Source organism: Streptomyces actinomycinicus (genome assembly GCF_016741775.1).
GTDB lineage: Bacteria > Actinomycetota > Actinomycetes > Streptomycetales > Streptomycetaceae > Streptomyces > Streptomyces actinomycinicus.
The window spans coordinates 631,718-647,206 of the sequence record NZ_JAERRK010000001.1 but is presented as its reverse complement, the minus strand read 5'-3'; the positions used below and the strand labels follow the sequence as shown (position 1 = coordinate 647,206).

The following is a 15,489-nucleotide window of genomic DNA, read 5'->3' as shown; positions in this document are numbered from 1 at the left end:
CCGCGCCCCAGGGGCGCGGGGAACTGCGCGGGCACCCGTCACACACCCGCGGCCCGCGGACCACCTCAGCACCCACTCACATCCCGCACGGCCCGCGGGGAGATCGCACGCACCGTGGCGCAGGCCGCTTCCGGCACGCGATACTTCCGCCGTCCACCGCACCACGCGCCCCACAGCGACGGAAGGACCCGAACTCCCTTGACCCGCATACGCCTTCGCCTCGGCGTCCTCGGTCTGGCCCTGCTGACCGGCCTGTCCACGCCCACGACCGTGGCCTCCGCCGGCCCGGCCGCCCCCGCCCCCACCGTCGAGGAACAGCGGCTCGACCGGGCCGTGCCGCAGGAGATCCTCCGGCGCTCCGGGTTCGACGACGTGGCCCCGGCGTTCGGCCGGTCGCTGGAGCGCGCGGACTCCTATGCGCAGGCCCGCCGCCTCGTCGAACGGGAGGGGTCCGCGCTGTGGCGGCGGGCCGTGGACCGCGCACAGGGGCGGGGGACGAAGGGGCCACAGGGGCGCGGAGCGGCTGCCCGGGAGGGTGGTGACGGGCGGGGGGCTGACCTGTCCCCGGACGACGACCGCCCGCTGTACTGGGCGCGGTTGGGGCTGACCCGGCAGGTGCGCACCTGGCAGCCGGCGTTCGGGCTCACGGACGCGCAACGGGCCGGTCTGCTGGATCGGTTGGAGCGGACCTCGCGGGGGCAGACCGACATCCGTTACCCGGGCGAGGGCCACCTGCGCCGGATCCTCCTCACCGGCTTCGACCCCTTCACGCTCGATCGGGACATCCGCATCTCGAACCCCTCGGGGGCGACCGCGCTCGCGCTGGACGGCACGGTCGTGGAGACGGCGGAGGGGCCGGCGCGCATCGAGACCGCCGTGTTCCCGGTGCGCTGGGAGGACTTCGCGCAGGGCACGGTGGAGCGGACGCTGCGGCCGTACCTGCCGCGGGCCGACCTGTTCACGACCGTGAGCCAGGGCCGTGCCGGGCGGTTCGACATCGAGCGCACCAACGGCGCCTGGCGCGGCGGCTTCCCGGACAACGACGACGTCTCCCGGACCGGGACGGTCCCGGTCACCGACCCCGCGTCGCAGCCGCAGTGGACGAGCACGACGCTGCCGTACGCGGACGTCGTGGCCGCGGACACGGGCCGGTTCCCCGTGTACGACCACACGGAGGTCACCGAGATCCCGGCGGGCGGGACCGGCCCCGTCGTACGGCCGGACGGGCCGACCCCCGGGTCGACCGCCCGCGCCGGGGCGGGCGGCGACTACCTCTCCAACGAGATCGCCTACCGGGCGACGCTGCTGCGCGACCGGCTCGGGCTGCACGAGTCGCTGCCCGGCGGACACGTGCACACGCCGGTCCTGCAGTTCGGCGCCGGGAACAGCACCGAGGTCACCGATCCCGACTTCGTGCGGAACCGGCTGGACATCATCGCGCAGGTGCGGGCCATCGTGACGGTGGCCGCGGAGGCCACGTTCAGGAGGTGACCTCCTGCTCCTGCCCGGCCTCGTCGTCGGCGCTCTCCTCGCCCAGCAGGTCACGGGCGAGGAGCGTGGCGCCCGCGACCGCGCCCGGCATCAGGAACACCGCGACGAACGGCACCAGGAAGGCCAGGCCCAGGGGGGTGCCGAAGCCCCAGACCAGGGTCTTGCGGGAGCGGAGCAGGGTGAGCCGGGTGCGGAGTTCGACACCCCGGCGCTGCAGGGCCACGGCGGCGAGTTCCTCGGTGAGGAAGAAGCCGGTGACGAAGAAGCCGATCACGGGTACGGCGGTCTGACCGACGAAGGGGAGGAAGCCGAGGGCGAAGAGCAGTACGCCCCACAGCCCGGCCCGGAGCAGGACGCGCAGGCTGTCCCGGGCCTAGATCCACAGCTCGCGCCAGAGCGGCAGGTCGGAACGGGGGGCGGTGCCGTCGGGCGAGACGTCGGCGTCGACGCGCTCCGAGAGGCTCTCGTAGAAGGGCTGGCCGACCAGCAGGGTGACGGCCGTGAAGGTCAGCACGGCCAGCAGCAGCCCGAGGGCGAAGAGGACAGCCGTCAGGAAGCCGCGGAACAGGCCCTGCCAGGGGCTGGACCAGTCGTCGGCGAACGGGGTCGCCCAGGTGACCGCGTCCTCGCCCCACACGGCGAGCGCGACCAGTGCGGCGGCGTACAGCACCAGCGTGATCAGTCCGGGCAGCAGCCCGAACCCGTACTGCCGCCCGTGCCGGGCCACCCATCGCTGGCCCTTCAGCAGATAACCGAACCCCACCCCAAGATCGCGCATGGCGAGGACTCTACTGGCTCGGTGCGACAGCGTGGGCGCTCAGTCGTCCAGCATGCGCAGGAGCAGGTCCCGCAGGGAGCGGCGTTCGTCGTCGGAGAGACCGGCGAGGGGTTCGCGGGCGAAGTGGAGGCCCTCGCGCAGATCGCGGGCGACGCTGCGGCCCTGCTCGGTGGCGACGGCCACCTTCACCCGGCGGTCGGCCGGGTCGGGGCGGCGTTCGACCAGGCCGCGGGCCTCCAGGCGGTCCACGATCCCGGTCACGTTGGACGGCTCGCACTTCAGCTTCTGTGCCAGCTTGCGCATGGGCAGCGGCTCCAGCGACAGCAGGCTGAGCAGCCGGGCCTGCGGGCCGGTGAGGGTGTGCTCGCCCGCCGCCTTCTCGTAGTCCGCGTAGAACCGGGCCACGACGTCACCGATCAGCTCGACGACCTCCAGGGTCAGTGCGTCGGGGCGGTGAGTCTTCGATGGGGTGGACATGCCCACCAGGATACCCGGTTACTTGACATCATGAAATATTCAGGAGCATGGTTGTTTCAGGTACTGAAGTAACTTCGAAAGGCTCTGTCATGATCAACCGCGAGTGGCACCTGCTCAGCCGTCCCGTCGGCTGGCCCAAGCCCGAGGACTTCGCCCTGGTCGAGGCGCCGGTGCCGACCCCGGGCGAGGGTCAGGTGCTGGTGCGGAACAAGTACCTCTCCGTCGACCCGTACATGCGCGGCCGCATGAGTGCCGCGAAGTCGTACGCCGCCCCCTTCGAGCTGGGCAAGGTCATGCAGGGCGGCGCGGTCGGCGAGGTGATCGAGTCGAACGCCGAGGGCATCGCCGTCGGCGACCACGTCCTGCACTTCTTCGGCTGGCGCGAGTACGCCGCGGTGGACGCGAAGAACGCCGTCAAGGTGGGCCCGACGGCCGTCCCGGCCGTGACGGTCGACCCGGAGGCCGTGCCCCTGTCGGCGTACCTCGGCGTCCTCGGCATGACCGGCCTGACCGCCTACGCCGGGCTGCTGCGCACCGCCTCCTTCAAGGAGGGCGACGTCGTGTTCGTCTCCGGCGCGGCCGGGGCCGTGGGCAGCCAGGTGGGCCAGATCGCCAAGCTCAAGGGCGCCTCCCGGGTCATCGGCTCGGCCGGGTCCGACGAGAAGGTCAAGCTGCTGGTGGAGGAGTACGGCTTCGACGCCGCCTTCAACTACAAGAACGGCCCGGTCGCCGAGCAGCTGCGCCAGGCCGCGCCCGACGGCATCGACGTCTACTTCGACAACGTCGGCGGGGACCACCTGGAGGCCGCCGTCGGCGCGCTGAACGAGGGCGGCCGGATCGCGGTCTGCGGCATGATCTCGGTCTACAACAACACCGAGCCCGCCCCCGGCCCCCGGAACCTGGCCCGCCTCATCCAGACCCGCGGCCGCATCGAGGGCTTCCTGGTCGGCGACCACTACGACCTCCAGCCCCAGTTCGTCCAGGAGGTGGGCCCCTGGGTCGCCTCGGGCGCACTGAAGTACCGCGAGACCGTGGTCGAGGGCATCGAGAACAACCTGGAGGCGTTCCTCGGGGTCCTGCGTGGCGACAACATCGGGAAGATGGTCGTCAAGCTCTGACGGCCTTCCCCGGAGATTTCGGCATGCGGTAACTTCTTTCCGAAATCCGTCGGCGATCGTGGGCGCGAGTCGCGGCGGACCGAGGAGGAGGCAACCGCATGCCCATCACGCAGTCCGACGTCCTTTACACCGCCGTCGCCACCGCCGAGAACGGCCGCGACGGCCGTGTCGCCACCGACGACGGCAAGCTCGACGTGGTCGTGAACCCGCCCAAGGAGATGGGCGGCAACGGCGCCGGCACGAACCCGGAGCAGCTCTTCGCCGCCGGGTACAGCGCCTGCTTCCAGGGGGCGCTCGGTGTCGTCGCCCGGCAGGAGGGCGCCGACGTGTCCGGCTCGACGGTCACCGCCAAGGTCGGCATCGGCAAGAACGACGAGGGTTTCGGGATCATCGTGGAGATCTCGGCGAGCATTCCGAACGTCGACGCGGCGACCGCGAAGGACCTGGTCGAGAAGGCGCACCAGGTGTGCCCCTACTCGAAGGCGACGCGCGGCAACATCACCGTGACGCTGGTCTGACGCCGGTCGTTGGTCACGACGGCAGCCGCATTCCTGGACGTGGGATGCGGCTGCACCGTTCCGCGCCCCTTCAGGACGCCGGCGCCGCCTTCTGGACGGCCGCCGCCAGCCTGTTGTTCTCCGGCGCCGCCTCTCCCGGGTACGCGAACCGCCGGCGGGTGTAGCCGTAGGCGATGCCGCTGTACGGGTCCGCGAAGGCCTGGGTGCCGTTCGCGCCGCTGTGGCCCAGCGTGCCGGCGCCCAGGAAGGGGTGCCAGGTGTCGGCCGTCGCCTGGAAGCCGAGGCCGAAGGAGCGGTGGGCGCGGGCCACGAGGTCGTGGCCGACGGAGTGGATCTGGGCGAACTCGGCCTGGGTGTCCCCCTTCAGCAGCGGGGCCGCGCCGTCGACCTCGCTGATCATTGCCGCGTACATCCCCGCAAGACCGCGGGCGGAGGCGGTCCCGCCGACCGAGGCGGGCCCCTTGGCGCGGATCAGCCGCTCGTTCGGCAGGCTCGCCAGGTCGGTGGGCTCCGCGCCGTGCCGGTTGAAGGCGATCGCGGCGAGGGTGTGCGGGCCGGTCGGCAGGGCGTCGAGCTGTGCCTGCTGGGCGGGGGTCGGCAGCATCGGCCGGACCGGGCGGAAGCGGGGCTCGTACGCGGCCGGCAGGCCCAGGTGGAAGTCGAGACCGCGCGGGACGCGGACCCGCTCCTCGTACACCTCCTGGAGCGTGCGGCCCGTCGCCCGGCGGACGATCTCGCCGGTCAGCGCGCCGATCACCAGCGCGTGACAGCCGAAGGCCGCACCGGGCCGCCAGAACGGCCGCTGGTCGGCCAGCCGCTCGGCGATCACGCGGTCGTCGGCCAGTTCGTTGAGGCTGAACCCGGTGTCGGTACCGATCAGCCCCGCGCGGTGCGCGAGCAGGTCCCGCAGGGTCAGCGCGCCCTTGCCCTCGGCGGCGAACTCCGGCCAGTAATAGGTGACCTTCCGGTCCAGCTCCAGCGTGCCGTCCTGCACGAGGAGCGCCGCGACCAGGTGGGCCGCGCCCTTCGTGGCCGAGTACACGGCGTACAGCGAGTCGCCCGTCACCCCCGCGCCCGCCCACAGGTCCACGACCCGGCGTCCGTGGACGTACGCGCACAACTGACCCTCGTAGTCGTCCCGTTCCTCGGCGACGAAGGCGGCGAACTCCGCCCGCACCGCCTCGAAACCCTCGGCGACCGTGCCCTGGACGGTGGTCTCCTGAGTCATCCGCTCTCCTCGACTGAGCCGCTGCCCGCTGCTCCCCCTCGGCACCACGCCCGCGTGCCGCTCCGGGCGTTCTCGCGATCGGTACGGCGAGAGGTACCTGTTCGGTTCAACCGTCGCCCCGGCTCGCGGGTGTCACGGATAGCCCGGATGGCCGATGGGAGGGGTGGTGCGGCGTGCGCCGGACCGGTCAGGTGCACCACCACAGGAAGCGGTCGCAGGTCTTCGTGGGCGACGGCCGGGGGGTGGGGGCGGCGGTCGTCGGGGCCGCGGTCGCAGTGGCGGCGGGCCTGCTGGTGGCCGGGGCGGCGGACGTGGTGGCGGTCGTACCGGAGCCCGTCGTGGCCGAGTGCTGCGCCTTGCCGGTGGCCTCGGGGGAGGGGGACGCGGAGTCCTCGGCCGTCGGGGAGCCGGAGGCGGACGCGGAGGGCGAGGCGTCCGCCGAGGCGGAGCCGCCCGTGCCCGGAGCGGGAACACCGGAGGGGGCGTCCAGCGGGCCGGCGGTGCGGTCCGGCGCGGGGGAGGCAGCGCCGCCGTCCGCCGCGGTGTTCCCTGCCGTGGCCGGTGTGTCGCCGGTGAACGGCGAGAAGGGCACGTCCGTGCCCAGCTCGGCGAGGCTCAGGCCGCCTGCCGCGAGCACGAAGCCCGCCGCGACCAGCACGGTGCGGCGCCGGCGGCGCCGGTGCACGGCGGCCTTGCGGTCCCGCCGGCTCACACCGGAACGGGCCCGCCGGCCCACGGGTGCGCCGCCCTCGGGGGCTTCGTCCTCGGGGGCTTCGTCCTCGTCCTCCTCGTCATACGCGGGCTCTTCGTACGCGGGCTCCTCGTACGCGGGCTCCTCGTACGCGGGCTCCTCGTACGCAGGCTCCTCGTACGGCCCTTCGGGCGGATGCCCCCCGTAAGGCCCCTCGTACGGTGTCGGCGGTCGCTGCGCGGGGATGTGCGCGTACTCGCGCGCATGCGCGGCCGGCGCGCCCGCGGTGACCGCGAGCCGGTCGGCCGGAGTTCCGCACCCCGGGCAGGCCAGGGCGCCATTGAGGTGCCGTTGGCACGGGAGGCAGTAGTCCATGACGCGGGAAGACTAGAGTCCGCGCGGGTCCGGTTCCAGGCGGCCCTGTGAAGGTTTGGTGCGGGACCGGGAGAGTTGCCGAAAGCCGTGCCGGAAGCGTTACCTGTTCGACCCATTGACACCCCTGCCGCCCCCTCCTTACTGTCACGCCAACATTTCGAACGCGTGACGAAATCTCGAACAGCTGAGAGGCAACTGCCGTGCGCATCACCGGAATCAGCACCCATGTGGTCGGCACGCCGTGGCGGAACCTGACCTACGTCCAGGTCCACACCGACGAGGGCATCACGGGAGTGGGCGAGACCCGGATGCTCGGTCACACCGACGCGCTCATCGGTTATCTGCGGGAGGCCGAGGCCAACCACGTCCTCGGGTCGGACCCGTTCGCCGTCGAGGATCTCGTCCGCCGCATGAAGTACGGCGACTACGGGCGCGCGGGCGAGATCGTCATGTCAGGCATCGCTGTCGTCGAGATGGCGTGCTGGGACATCAAGGGCAAGGCGCTCGGCGTGCCGGTGTGGCAGCTGCTCGGCGGGAAGGTCACGGACCGGGTCAAGGCGTACGCCAACGGGTGGTACACGACCGAGCGGACCCCGGAGGCGTACCACAAGGCCGCACAGGCGGTCGTGGAACGTGGTTACCGGGCGCTGAAGATCGACCCGTTCGGCACCGGCCACTTCGAACTGGACCACCGGCAGACCCTGTACGCCGTCTCACTGATCGAGGCCGTGCGGGACGCCATCGGACCGGAGACCGAGCTGATGCTGGAGATGCACGGCCGCTTCTCCCCCTCCACCGCCGTCCGGCTGGCCAGGGAGCTGGCCCCCTTCGCCCCGGCGTGGCTGGAGGAGCCGGTGCCGCCGGAGAACCTCAAGGCGCTGGAGAAGGTCGCGGCCAGGGTCGACGTCCCGGTCGCCACCGGTGAGCGCATCCACGACCGGATCGAGTTCCGTGAGCTGTTCGAGAGCCAGGCCGTGGACGTCATCCAGCCCGACGTCGGTCACATCGGCGGCATCTGGGAGACCCGGAAGCTCGCCGCGACCGCGGAGACGCACTACATGCTGGTCGCCCCGCACAACGTGGGCGGCTCCGTACTGACCGCCGCCTCCCTCCAAGTCGGCTTCACCACACCGAACTTCAAGATCCTGGAGCACTTCAACGACTTCGCGGACGCGGAGATCAAGAAGGTGGTCAAGGGGGCGCCGCAGGTCGTGGACGGGCACTTCGAGCTGTCCCACGCGCCCGGTCTCGGCGTCGAGCTGGACGTGGACGCCGCGGCCGAATTCCCGCAGCAGCAGGCCCGGTTCGACCTGTGGGCCGAGGGCTGGGAGCAGCGCAGGCCGAAGGGGAGCCGGTGAGTTCCCGGATCCTGGTCGAGGCACCGGGCGTGCACCGGATCGAGGCCCACACGCCCCGTGAGCCCGGTCCCGGCGAGGCGCTGGTGACCGTGCACGCCGTCGGCATCTGCGGCAGCGACCGCGAGGTCTACCGGGGCAGCCGGCCCGAGGGGTACGTCCGGTACCCGCTCACGCCCGGCCACGAGTGGTCCGGGACGGTCACGGCGGTCGGTGCGGGGGTGCCCGGTGCGCTCGTCGGGCGCAAGGTGGTCGGCGAGGGCTTCCGCAACTGCCAGGTCTGCGACCGCTGCCACGCGGGCGAGTCCACGCTGTGCACGGCCGGGTACGAGGAGACCGGGTTCACCCGGCCCGGTGCCATGGCGGCCACGCTCACCCTGCCCGCCCGGCTGCTGCACGCCCTGCCGGACGACGCCGACCTCACCGCCGCCGCGCTGCTGGAGCCGGCCGCCTGCGCCGCCGCCGCCGCGCTGAAGGCGGGCGCCCGGCCTGGTGAGCGGGTCGCGGTGGTCGGCGCGGGCACGCTCGGGATGCTGGCGGTGCAGTTCCTGGCCGCCCTCTCACCGGCCGAGCTGCTGGTGGTGGACACGCGGGACGACCGGGAGGCACTGTCCCGGCGGTTCGGGGCCACCGGCTTCCGGCTCGGCGGTGCCGGCGGCACGGCACTGCCCGACGACTTCGACGTCGTGATCGAGGCCGCCGGGACCCCGTCCGCCGCGCGCACCGCGGCCTCGCTGCTCCGGCGCGGCGGGCGCCTGGTCCTCACCGGGATCCCGGCGCCCGGCGCGGACGGGCTCGACCCGACCGCCCTCGTCGTGCGGCAACTGGAGGTGCGCACGGTCTTCGGGGCACCGCCGGCCGCCTGGGCGCATGCCGTGCGAGTGTTCGGGGCCGGGTTGCTGGACCCGTTGCCGCTGGTCACGCACGAGCTGCCGCTGACCGAGTTCGCGCGGGCCGTCGAGCTGATCGGGGCCGGCGATCCGAAGACCGGCAAGGTCCTGCTGCGCCCCTGACCGTACGCCGGCCGGGGCGTGATCCGGGGGCGTCCCTTGCCGTACGCCGGCCGGGGCGTGAGCGGACGGCGTCCCCGGCCGTGCGCGGCCGGGCGTGACCGACGGCGCCTCGGCCGGCGTACCACCCGGCGTTTCTCCCGCCCTGAGACACGAACATCGTCCGGAATACCGAACACTAAGGACAGCTTGTGACCGATGCTCCCGCCCCGGCGGCCCGCAGGCCCGGCGAGCAGGTGCTCACCGCGCTCGGCCTGGGCGCTCCCGCCCTCGACCCCGCCGACGCCTCCACCCACAGCTTCCCTTGCGGCGGCCGCTGGCGCACCGAGATCCCCTCGTGCGAGGGTCCCGAGGCGCTGGCGGTCGTCCTCGAGGAGGCCTCGCGCCTCGACGTGCCGGTCCACCGGATCAGCCAGGGCAGCGGCGTGTGGATGCTCACCGACGCCGAGATCACCGAGATGGTCGCGGCCACGGCCGAACGCGGCATCGAACTCTGCCTGTTCACCGGCCCGCGCGGCACCTGGGACATCGGCGGCTCGGTGCGCTCCGACTCGCGCGGGGCCGGGCCGCGCGCCCGGGGCCACGACGCCGTCGCCGGCTGCGTCGAGGACGCGGTCCGCGCCACCGAGCTGGGCGTCAAGTGCCTGCTGGTCGCCGACGAGGGCGTGCTGTGGACCCTGCACCGGGCGCGCGTGTCGGGCCTGGTCCCGGCCGACACCACGCTGAAGGTCTCGGCGCTGATCGGCCCCGTCAACCCGGCCGCGTACGCCGTGTACGAGCGACTCGGCGCCGATTCCGTCAACGTCCCCAGCGATCTGACGCCGGAGCACCTCACCGAGATCCGCCGGGTGTCCGGCGCCCCCATGGACATGTACATCGAGGCCCCCGACGACCTCGGCGGCTACGTCCGGATGTACGAGGTCGCCGAGCTGATCCGGCGCGGCGCACCGCTCTACCTGAAGTTCGGCCTGTCCAAGGCCCCCGGCATCTACCCGTGGGGCACCCACCTGCGGGACCTGACCCTGGACACCGCCCGGGAGCGGGTGCGGCGCGGCCGGCTCGCCCTGGACCTGCTCGCCCGGCACGGCGCGGACGGCGGCATGGCGCCGCTCGGCTCCCGGCTGCCTGGGCCGCTCCACCGCTTCCCCGTCGAAGCGCCCGCTCCCCTCATCCACGAGAAGGACAAGGACTGATCCCCATGCGCAACCGCAGAGCCGCACTCGCCGCAGCCGCCTCGCTCGCCCTCACCCTGACCGCCTGCGGGCAGAGCGGCGAGGGCGGCAGCAAGGAGAAACCGGGCGGCACCGAGGGCGCCACCATCGGCATCGCCATGCCGACCAAGTCCTCCGAGCGCTGGATCTCCGACGGCAGGAACGTCGTGAAGGACCTGGAGGCCAAGGGGTACAAGACCAAGCTGGTGTACGGCGAGGACGACCCCGAGCAGCAGGTCTCGCAGATCGAGAACCTGATCACGCAGGGCGTCAAGGGCCTGATCATCGCGGCCATCGACAACAAGTCCCTGAACAGCGTGCTCCAGCAGGCCGCGGACGCCGGCATCCCGGTGATCTCCTACGACCGGCTGATCCTCGGCAGCAAGAACGTCGACTACTACGCCTCGTTCGACAACGAGAAGGTGGGCCGGCTGCAGGGCCGGTACATCGTGGACAAGCTCGGGCTCGGCAAGGGCGAGAAGGGCCCGTTCAACATCGAGCTGTTCGCCGGCTCCAACGACGACAACAACACCCGCTACTTCTTCGACGGCGCGATGAGCGTGCTGAAGCCGTACATGGACAAGAAGCAGCTCGTCGTCCGGTCCGGCCAGACCGCGCTCGACAAGGTCACCACGCTGCGCTGGGACGGCGCCACCGCGCAGCGGCGCATGGACGACATCCTCACCTCCTCGTACAAGAGCCAGCGGGTCGACGCCGTCCTCTCGCCCTACGACGGCATCTCCATCGGCGTGCTCTCCGCGCTGAAGTCGGACGGCTACGGCTCCGGGAGCAGGCCGCTGCCCGTCATCACGGGCCAGGACGCCGAGCTGGCCTCCGTGAAGTCGATCATCAGCGGTCAGCAGACGCAGACCGTCTACAAGGACCTGCGCAAGCTGGCCGAGGTCGCCTCGACGATGGTCGACGACCTGCTGAAGGGCAAGAAGCCCGAGGTCAACGACACCAAGTCGTACGACAACGGCACCAAGGTCGTCCCCGCCTACCTGCTCCAGCCGGTCAGCGTCGACAAGACCAACTACGAGGAGGTCCTCGTCAAGGGCGGCTACTACACGGACGCCCAGCTCAAGTGAACCTCGACCGTCCGACGACCCCACACTGACCGGAAGGCACACCATGGCGGGACCCGTCCTGGAAATGCGCTCGATCGTCAAGACCTTTCCCGGTGTCACAGCGCTCTCGGACGTCACACTGACGGTACGTCAGGGCGAGGTCCACGCCGTCTGCGGCGAGAACGGCGCCGGCAAGTCCACCCTGATGAAGGTGCTCTCAGGCGTCCATCCGCACGGCAGTTACGAGGGCGAGATCCTCTTCGAGGGAGAGGTCTGCCGCTTCAGGGACATCCGGGCGAGCGAGGACCACGGCATCGTCATCATCCACCAGGAGCTGGCGCTGGTGCCGTACCTCTCACTCGCGGAGAACATCTTCCTCGGCAACGAGCACGCCAGGCGCGGGCTCATCAACTGGCGCGACACGCTCAGGCACGCCACCGAACTGCTGCGCCGGGTCGGCCTGACCGACCACCCGGAGACCCGCGTCGCCGACATCGGCGTGGGCAAGCAGCAGCTGGTGGAGATCGCGAAGGCGCTGTCGAAGAAGGTGAAGCTGCTCATCCTGGACGAGCCGACGGCGGCGCTGAACGACGAGGACAGCGGCACACTGCTCGACCTGATCCTGGAGCTGAAGAAGCAGGGCATCACCTCGATCGTCATCTCCCACAAGCTGAACGAGATACGCCGGGTCGCCGACTCGGTGACGATCCTCCGGGACGGGCGCTCCATCGAGACGCTGGAGGTGAAGTCCCCGGAGACGACCGAGGACCGGATCATCAGCGGCATGGTCGGCCGTGACCTCGACCACCGCTTCCCCGAGCGCACCGCGCACCACGCCGAGGAGGGCACGGCCCCGGCGCTGCAGATCCGGGACTGGACCGTGCACCACCCGATCGACCAGCAGCGCAAGGTCGTCGACAACGTGTCGCTCGAGGTGCGGCGCGGGGAGATCGTCGGCATCGCGGGCCTCATGGGCGCCGGGCGCACCGAGCTGGCCATGAGCGTCTTCGGCCGGTCGTACGGCCGGTACGCGGGCGGCACCTTGCTCAAGGACGGCGCGGAGATCCGGACGAAGACCGTCGCCGAGGCGATCGGGCACGGGATCGCCTACGTCACCGAGGACCGCAAGCAGTACGGCCTCAACCTCATCGACACCGTCAACCGCAACATCTCGCTGGCCTCCCTCGCCGGGCTGGCCCGGCGCGGTGTGGTCGACGAGCACGAGGAACGGCGGGTCGCCGAGCGTTTCCGCACCTCCATGAACATCAAGGCGCCGAGCGTCTTCGAGCCGGTGGGCAAGCTCTCGGGCGGCAACCAGCAGAAGGTCGTCCTCAGCAAGTGGATCTTCGCGGGTCCGGACGTCCTGATCCTGGACGAGCCGACGCGCGGCATCGACGTCGGCGCCAAGTACGAGATCTACACGGTCATCGACAGGCTGGCGGCCGAGGGCAGGGCGGTCGTCTTCATCTCCTCCGAACTGCCGGAGCTGCTCGGCATGTGCGACCGCATCTACACGATGGCCGCCGGGCGGCTGACCGGCGAGTTCTCCCGGGCCGAGGCATCCCAGGAAGCGCTGATGCGCCAGATGACCAAGGACAAGGAGGCAACCCGATGAGCACGGACGTGACCGCCAGGACCCCGGCCCCGGCGCCGCCCGGGAAGAGCGGCGGCGCGGCCTCAGGCGGCCTGCTGCGGCTGATGCTGGACGGCCTGCGCACCAACATGCGGCAGTACGGCATGCTGATCGCGCTCGGCCTGATCGTGGTCCTGTTCTCGGTGTGGACCGACGGCGACCTGCTGCTGCCCCGCAACGTCTCCAACCTGGTGCTGCAGAACAGCCACATCCTGATCCTCGCGATCGGCATGATGCTGGTGATCATCGCGGGCCACATCGACCTGTCGGTCGGTTCGCTGACGGCGTTCACCGGCGCGTTCGCGGCCGTCCTGACGGTGCAGCACGGTGTGGCCTGGCCGGTCGCCCTGGTGCTGTGCCTGCTGGTGGGCGCGGTGGCCGGCGCGGCGCAGGGGTTCATGATCGCCTACTTCGGCATACCCTCGTTCATCGTCACCCTCGCCGGCATGCTGATCTTCCGCGGTCTGACCGAGATCCTGCTCGAGGGCCAGACTCTCGGCCCGTTCCCCGGCGGTCTGCAGAAGCTCGGCAACGGCTTCCTGCCCGAGACCGGCCCGGACACCGACTACCACAACCTCACCCTGCTGCTGGGCGTCGTCCTGATCGTCTTCACGGTCCTGCAGGAGTTCCGCGACCGCAGGCGCCAGCAGGAGTTCTCGCTCGACGTGCTGCCGCGCAACGTCTTCCTGCTCAAGCTCGTCGCCATCGGCGCCGCGATCCTCGTCGTCACGATGCTGCTCGCCAGCTACAAGGGCGCGCCGATCGTGCTGATCATCCTCGGCGCGCTGGTGGTCGGATACGGCTACGTCATGCGCAACGCCGTCTTCGGCCGCCACATCTACGCGATCGGCGGCAATCTGCCGGCGGCCAAGCTGTCCGGCGTGAAGGACAGGAAGGTCACCTTCCACGTCTTCCTGAACATGGGCGTGCTCGCGGCCCTGGCGGGTCTGGTGGTCGCCGCCCGTCTGAACGCGGCCTCGCCGAAGGCCGGTCTCAACTTCGAACTCGAGGCCATCGCCTCCTCGTTCATCGGCGGCGCGTCCATGAGCGGCGGGGTCGGCACCGTCCTCGGCGCCATCATCGGCGGTCTCGTCCTCGGCGTGCTGAACAACGGCATGAACCTCCTCAGCGTGGGCACCGACTGGCAGCAGGTCATCAAGGGCCTCGCCCTGCTGGTGGCGGTCGGGTTCGACGTGTGGAACAAGCGCAAGTCCGGTTCGTGAGTCAGCGCGAACGCTCCGCTGGGAAGGCCGAATCAAAGCTGCGGGCCGTCGTGGGCTGGTCGCGCAGTTCCCCGCGCCCCTTTGGGGCGCGGGGCTCAGCGGGCGCCCTTTCAACTCTCTTCTCAAGGAGCCGCTAGATGGAACTGAACAGACGCACGGTCATTGCGGGCGCGGCAGCCGCAGGCCTCGCCGCCACCACCCTCGGCGCGGGCAGTGCCGGGGCCGCCCCGGGAGGCAGGAAGCCGGTACGGGAGCCCTTCGGCAAGCTCGCCGACGGCACGACGATCCACCGCTGGTCGCTGGAGAACGGCGGCACGCGGCTGAAGGTCCTCGACTGGGGCGGTGTCGTCCAGCGCCTGGAGATCCCCGACCGGCACGGCCGCCACGCCAATGTCTCGCTGGGCTTCGACACCATCGACGACTACGTGGCGAAGACGCCGTACTTCGGCGCGCTGATCGGCCGCTACGGCAACCGCATCGGCAAGGGGCGGTTCACCCTCGACGGCAGGAGCCACCAGCTGTCCGTCAACGACGGTGTGAACAGCCTGCACGGCGGCAAGCAGGGCTTCGACAAGCACGTGTGGGACGTGGAGCCGTTCACCGAGGGCCCGGACGTCGGCTTGCACCTGTACTACACCAGCGTCGACGGCGAGATGGGCTACCCGGGCACGCTCCGGACGAAGGTGACGTACACCCTCACCCGGCACGGCGAGTGGCGCATCGACTACGAGGCCACCACCGACAGGGCGACCGTCGTCAACCTCACCAGCCATGTCTACTGGAACCTGGGCGGCGAGGGCAGCGGCACGATCGAGGACCACGAGCTGCGCATCGCCGCCTCCCGCTACACCCCCACCGACGCGGGCCTGATTCCGACGGGCGAGCTGGCGCGGGTGGCCGGAACCCCCTTCGACTTCCGCCGTGCCAAGCCGATCGGCCGGGACATCCGGGCCGGCCACGAGCAGCAGGTGCAGGCGAAGGGCTACGACCACAACTGGGTGCTGGACAAGGGTGTCACCGCGAAGCCCGAGCACATCGCCACGCTCCGCGACCCGCGCTCCGGCCGCACCCTGAAGATCGCCACCGACCAGCCGGGCCTGCAGTTCTACTCCGGCAACTTCCTCGACGGCACCCTGACCGGCACCGGCGGCCACACCTACCGCCAGGGCGACGCGCTGTGCCTGGAGACCCAGCACTTCCCGGACTCACCGAACCACCCGGCCTTCCCGTCGACCGTGCTCCGGCCCGGCCGGACGTACCGGACGACGACCATCCACACCTTCGGAACGTGACGATCACTCGTGTTGTGAACCG

13 protein-coding genes and 1 pseudogene are annotated in these 15,489 nt (G+C 71.3%); 10 read left to right on the top strand and 4 right to left on the bottom strand.

The window, feature by feature from the left end; all coding sequences use genetic code 11:
* Positions 1–198: 198 nt before the first annotated feature.
* Positions 199–1,491, top strand: coding sequence for a pyroglutamyl-peptidase I (locus JK359_RS02850; RefSeq protein WP_201831198.1), 1,293 nt, complete (start codon positions 199–201; stop codon positions 1,489–1,491).
* On the opposite strand, the pseudogene JK359_RS02845 reads toward JK359_RS02850, so the two are convergent.
* Positions 1,481–2,269, bottom strand: a pseudogene (locus JK359_RS02845) (EI24 domain-containing protein). The gene JK359_RS02850 and the pseudogene JK359_RS02845 sit on opposite strands and share 11 nt — an antisense overlap.
* A gap of 39 nt (positions 2,270–2,308) precedes the next feature.
* Entirely contained in the window at positions 2,309–2,746 is a 438-nt protein-coding gene (locus JK359_RS02840) for a MarR family winged helix-turn-helix transcriptional regulator (RefSeq protein WP_201831196.1), read from the bottom strand.
* Between the two features lie 89 nt (positions 2,747–2,835).
* Here JK359_RS02840 and JK359_RS02835 point away from each other — a divergent pair, with 89 nt between their 5' ends.
* Together JK359_RS02835 and JK359_RS02830 are read left to right on the top strand one after the other, a co-directional pair.
* Positions 2,836–3,864 (top strand): NADP-dependent oxidoreductase, encoded by a 1,029-nt coding sequence (locus tag JK359_RS02835; RefSeq protein WP_201831187.1) that lies wholly within the window; start codon positions 2,836–2,838, stop codon positions 3,862–3,864.
* A 98-nt stretch (positions 3,865–3,962) separates the two neighbouring features.
* Positions 3,963–4,382: an organic hydroperoxide resistance protein gene (locus JK359_RS02830; RefSeq protein WP_201831186.1), complete on the top strand. Its 420-nt coding sequence runs from the start codon at positions 3,963–3,965 to the stop codon at positions 4,380–4,382.
* A 70-nt stretch (positions 4,383–4,452) separates the two neighbouring features.
* Here JK359_RS02830 and JK359_RS02825 read toward each other — a convergent pair whose 3' ends face one another.
* Both JK359_RS02825 and JK359_RS02820 read right to left on the bottom strand, forming a co-directional pair.
* A complete protein-coding gene (locus JK359_RS02825; RefSeq protein ID WP_201831185.1) occupies positions 4,453–5,610 on the bottom strand; it encodes a serine hydrolase domain-containing protein in 1,158 nt (385 codons plus the stop codon).
* 187 nt (positions 5,611–5,797) lie between these two features.
* The gene (locus JK359_RS02820) at positions 5,798–6,676 is read right to left on the bottom strand and encodes an SCO2400 family protein (RefSeq protein WP_201831183.1); all 879 of its coding nucleotides are present in this window, start codon (positions 6,674–6,676) and stop codon (positions 5,798–5,800) included.
* Between the two features lie 200 nt (positions 6,677–6,876).
* Here JK359_RS02820 and JK359_RS02815 point away from each other — a divergent pair, with 200 nt between their 5' ends.
* The 7 genes from JK359_RS02815 to JK359_RS02785 all read left to right on the top strand — a co-directional run bounded on the left by JK359_RS02815 (position 6,877) and on the right by JK359_RS02785 (position 15,467).
* The gene (locus JK359_RS02815; RefSeq protein WP_201831181.1) at positions 6,877–8,034 is read left to right on the top strand and encodes a mandelate racemase/muconate lactonizing enzyme family protein; all 1,158 of its coding nucleotides are present in this window, start codon (positions 6,877–6,879) and stop codon (positions 8,032–8,034) included.
* Positions 8,031–9,044: a zinc-dependent alcohol dehydrogenase gene (locus JK359_RS02810; RefSeq protein ID WP_201831180.1), complete on the top strand. Its 1,014-nt coding sequence runs from the start codon at positions 8,031–8,033 to the stop codon at positions 9,042–9,044. The genes JK359_RS02815 and JK359_RS02810 overlap by 4 nt, the downstream gene beginning before the upstream one ends.
* Positions 9,045–9,232: 188 nt before the next feature.
* Positions 9,233–10,234, top strand: coding sequence for a hypothetical protein (locus JK359_RS02805; RefSeq protein ID WP_201831178.1), 1,002 nt, complete (start codon positions 9,233–9,235; stop codon positions 10,232–10,234).
* A gap of 5 nt (positions 10,235–10,239) precedes the next feature.
* Positions 10,240–11,340: a multiple monosaccharide ABC transporter substrate-binding protein gene (gene chvE / locus JK359_RS02800; protein WP_201831177.1), complete on the top strand. Its 1,101-nt coding sequence runs from the start codon at positions 10,240–10,242 to the stop codon at positions 11,338–11,340.
* A gap of 43 nt (positions 11,341–11,383) precedes the next feature.
* Positions 11,384–12,934: a multiple monosaccharide ABC transporter ATP-binding protein gene (gene mmsA, locus JK359_RS02795; protein WP_201831176.1), complete on the top strand. Its 1,551-nt coding sequence runs from the start codon at positions 11,384–11,386 to the stop codon at positions 12,932–12,934.
* On the top strand, positions 12,931–14,175 hold the full coding sequence (gene mmsB, locus JK359_RS02790; protein ID WP_201831175.1) for a multiple monosaccharide ABC transporter permease: 1,245 nt from the start codon (positions 12,931–12,933) through the stop codon (positions 14,173–14,175). Before mmsA ends, mmsB begins: the two co-directional genes overlap by 4 nt.
* A 137-nt stretch (positions 14,176–14,312) precedes the next feature.
* On the top strand, positions 14,313–15,467 hold the full coding sequence (locus tag JK359_RS02785; RefSeq protein WP_201831173.1) for an aldose epimerase family protein: 1,155 nt from the start codon (positions 14,313–14,315) through the stop codon (positions 15,465–15,467).
* Positions 15,468–15,489: the final 22 nt, after the last annotated feature.

What these genes read in the sequence shown, in the direction of transcription:
- JK359_RS02840 (WP_201831196.1), bottom strand. Translation starts at nt 2,746, where the DNA reads ATGTCCACCCCATCGAAGACTCACCGCCCCGACGCACTGACCCTGGAG.
- JK359_RS02835 (WP_201831187.1), top strand. Translation starts at nt 2,836, where the DNA reads ATGATCAACCGCGAGTGGCACCTGCTCAGCCGTCCCGTCGGCTGGCCC.
- JK359_RS02830 (WP_201831186.1), top strand. Translation starts at nt 3,963, where the DNA reads ATGCCCATCACGCAGTCCGACGTCCTTTACACCGCCGTCGCCACCGCC.
- JK359_RS02825 (WP_201831185.1), bottom strand. Translation starts at nt 5,610, where the DNA reads ATGACTCAGGAGACCACCGTCCAGGGCACGGTCGCCGAGGGTTTCGAG.
- JK359_RS02820 (WP_201831183.1), bottom strand. Translation starts at nt 6,676, where the DNA reads ATGGACTACTGCCTCCCGTGCCAACGGCACCTCAATGGCGCCCTGGCC.
- chvE (WP_201831177.1), top strand. Translation starts at nt 10,240, where the DNA reads ATGCGCAACCGCAGAGCCGCACTCGCCGCAGCCGCCTCGCTCGCCCTC.
- mmsA (WP_201831176.1), top strand. Translation starts at nt 11,384, where the DNA reads ATGGCGGGACCCGTCCTGGAAATGCGCTCGATCGTCAAGACCTTTCCC.
- mmsB (WP_201831175.1), top strand. Translation starts at nt 12,931, where the DNA reads ATGAGCACGGACGTGACCGCCAGGACCCCGGCCCCGGCGCCGCCCGGG.
- JK359_RS02785 (WP_201831173.1), top strand. Translation starts at nt 14,313, where the DNA reads ATGGAACTGAACAGACGCACGGTCATTGCGGGCGCGGCAGCCGCAGGC.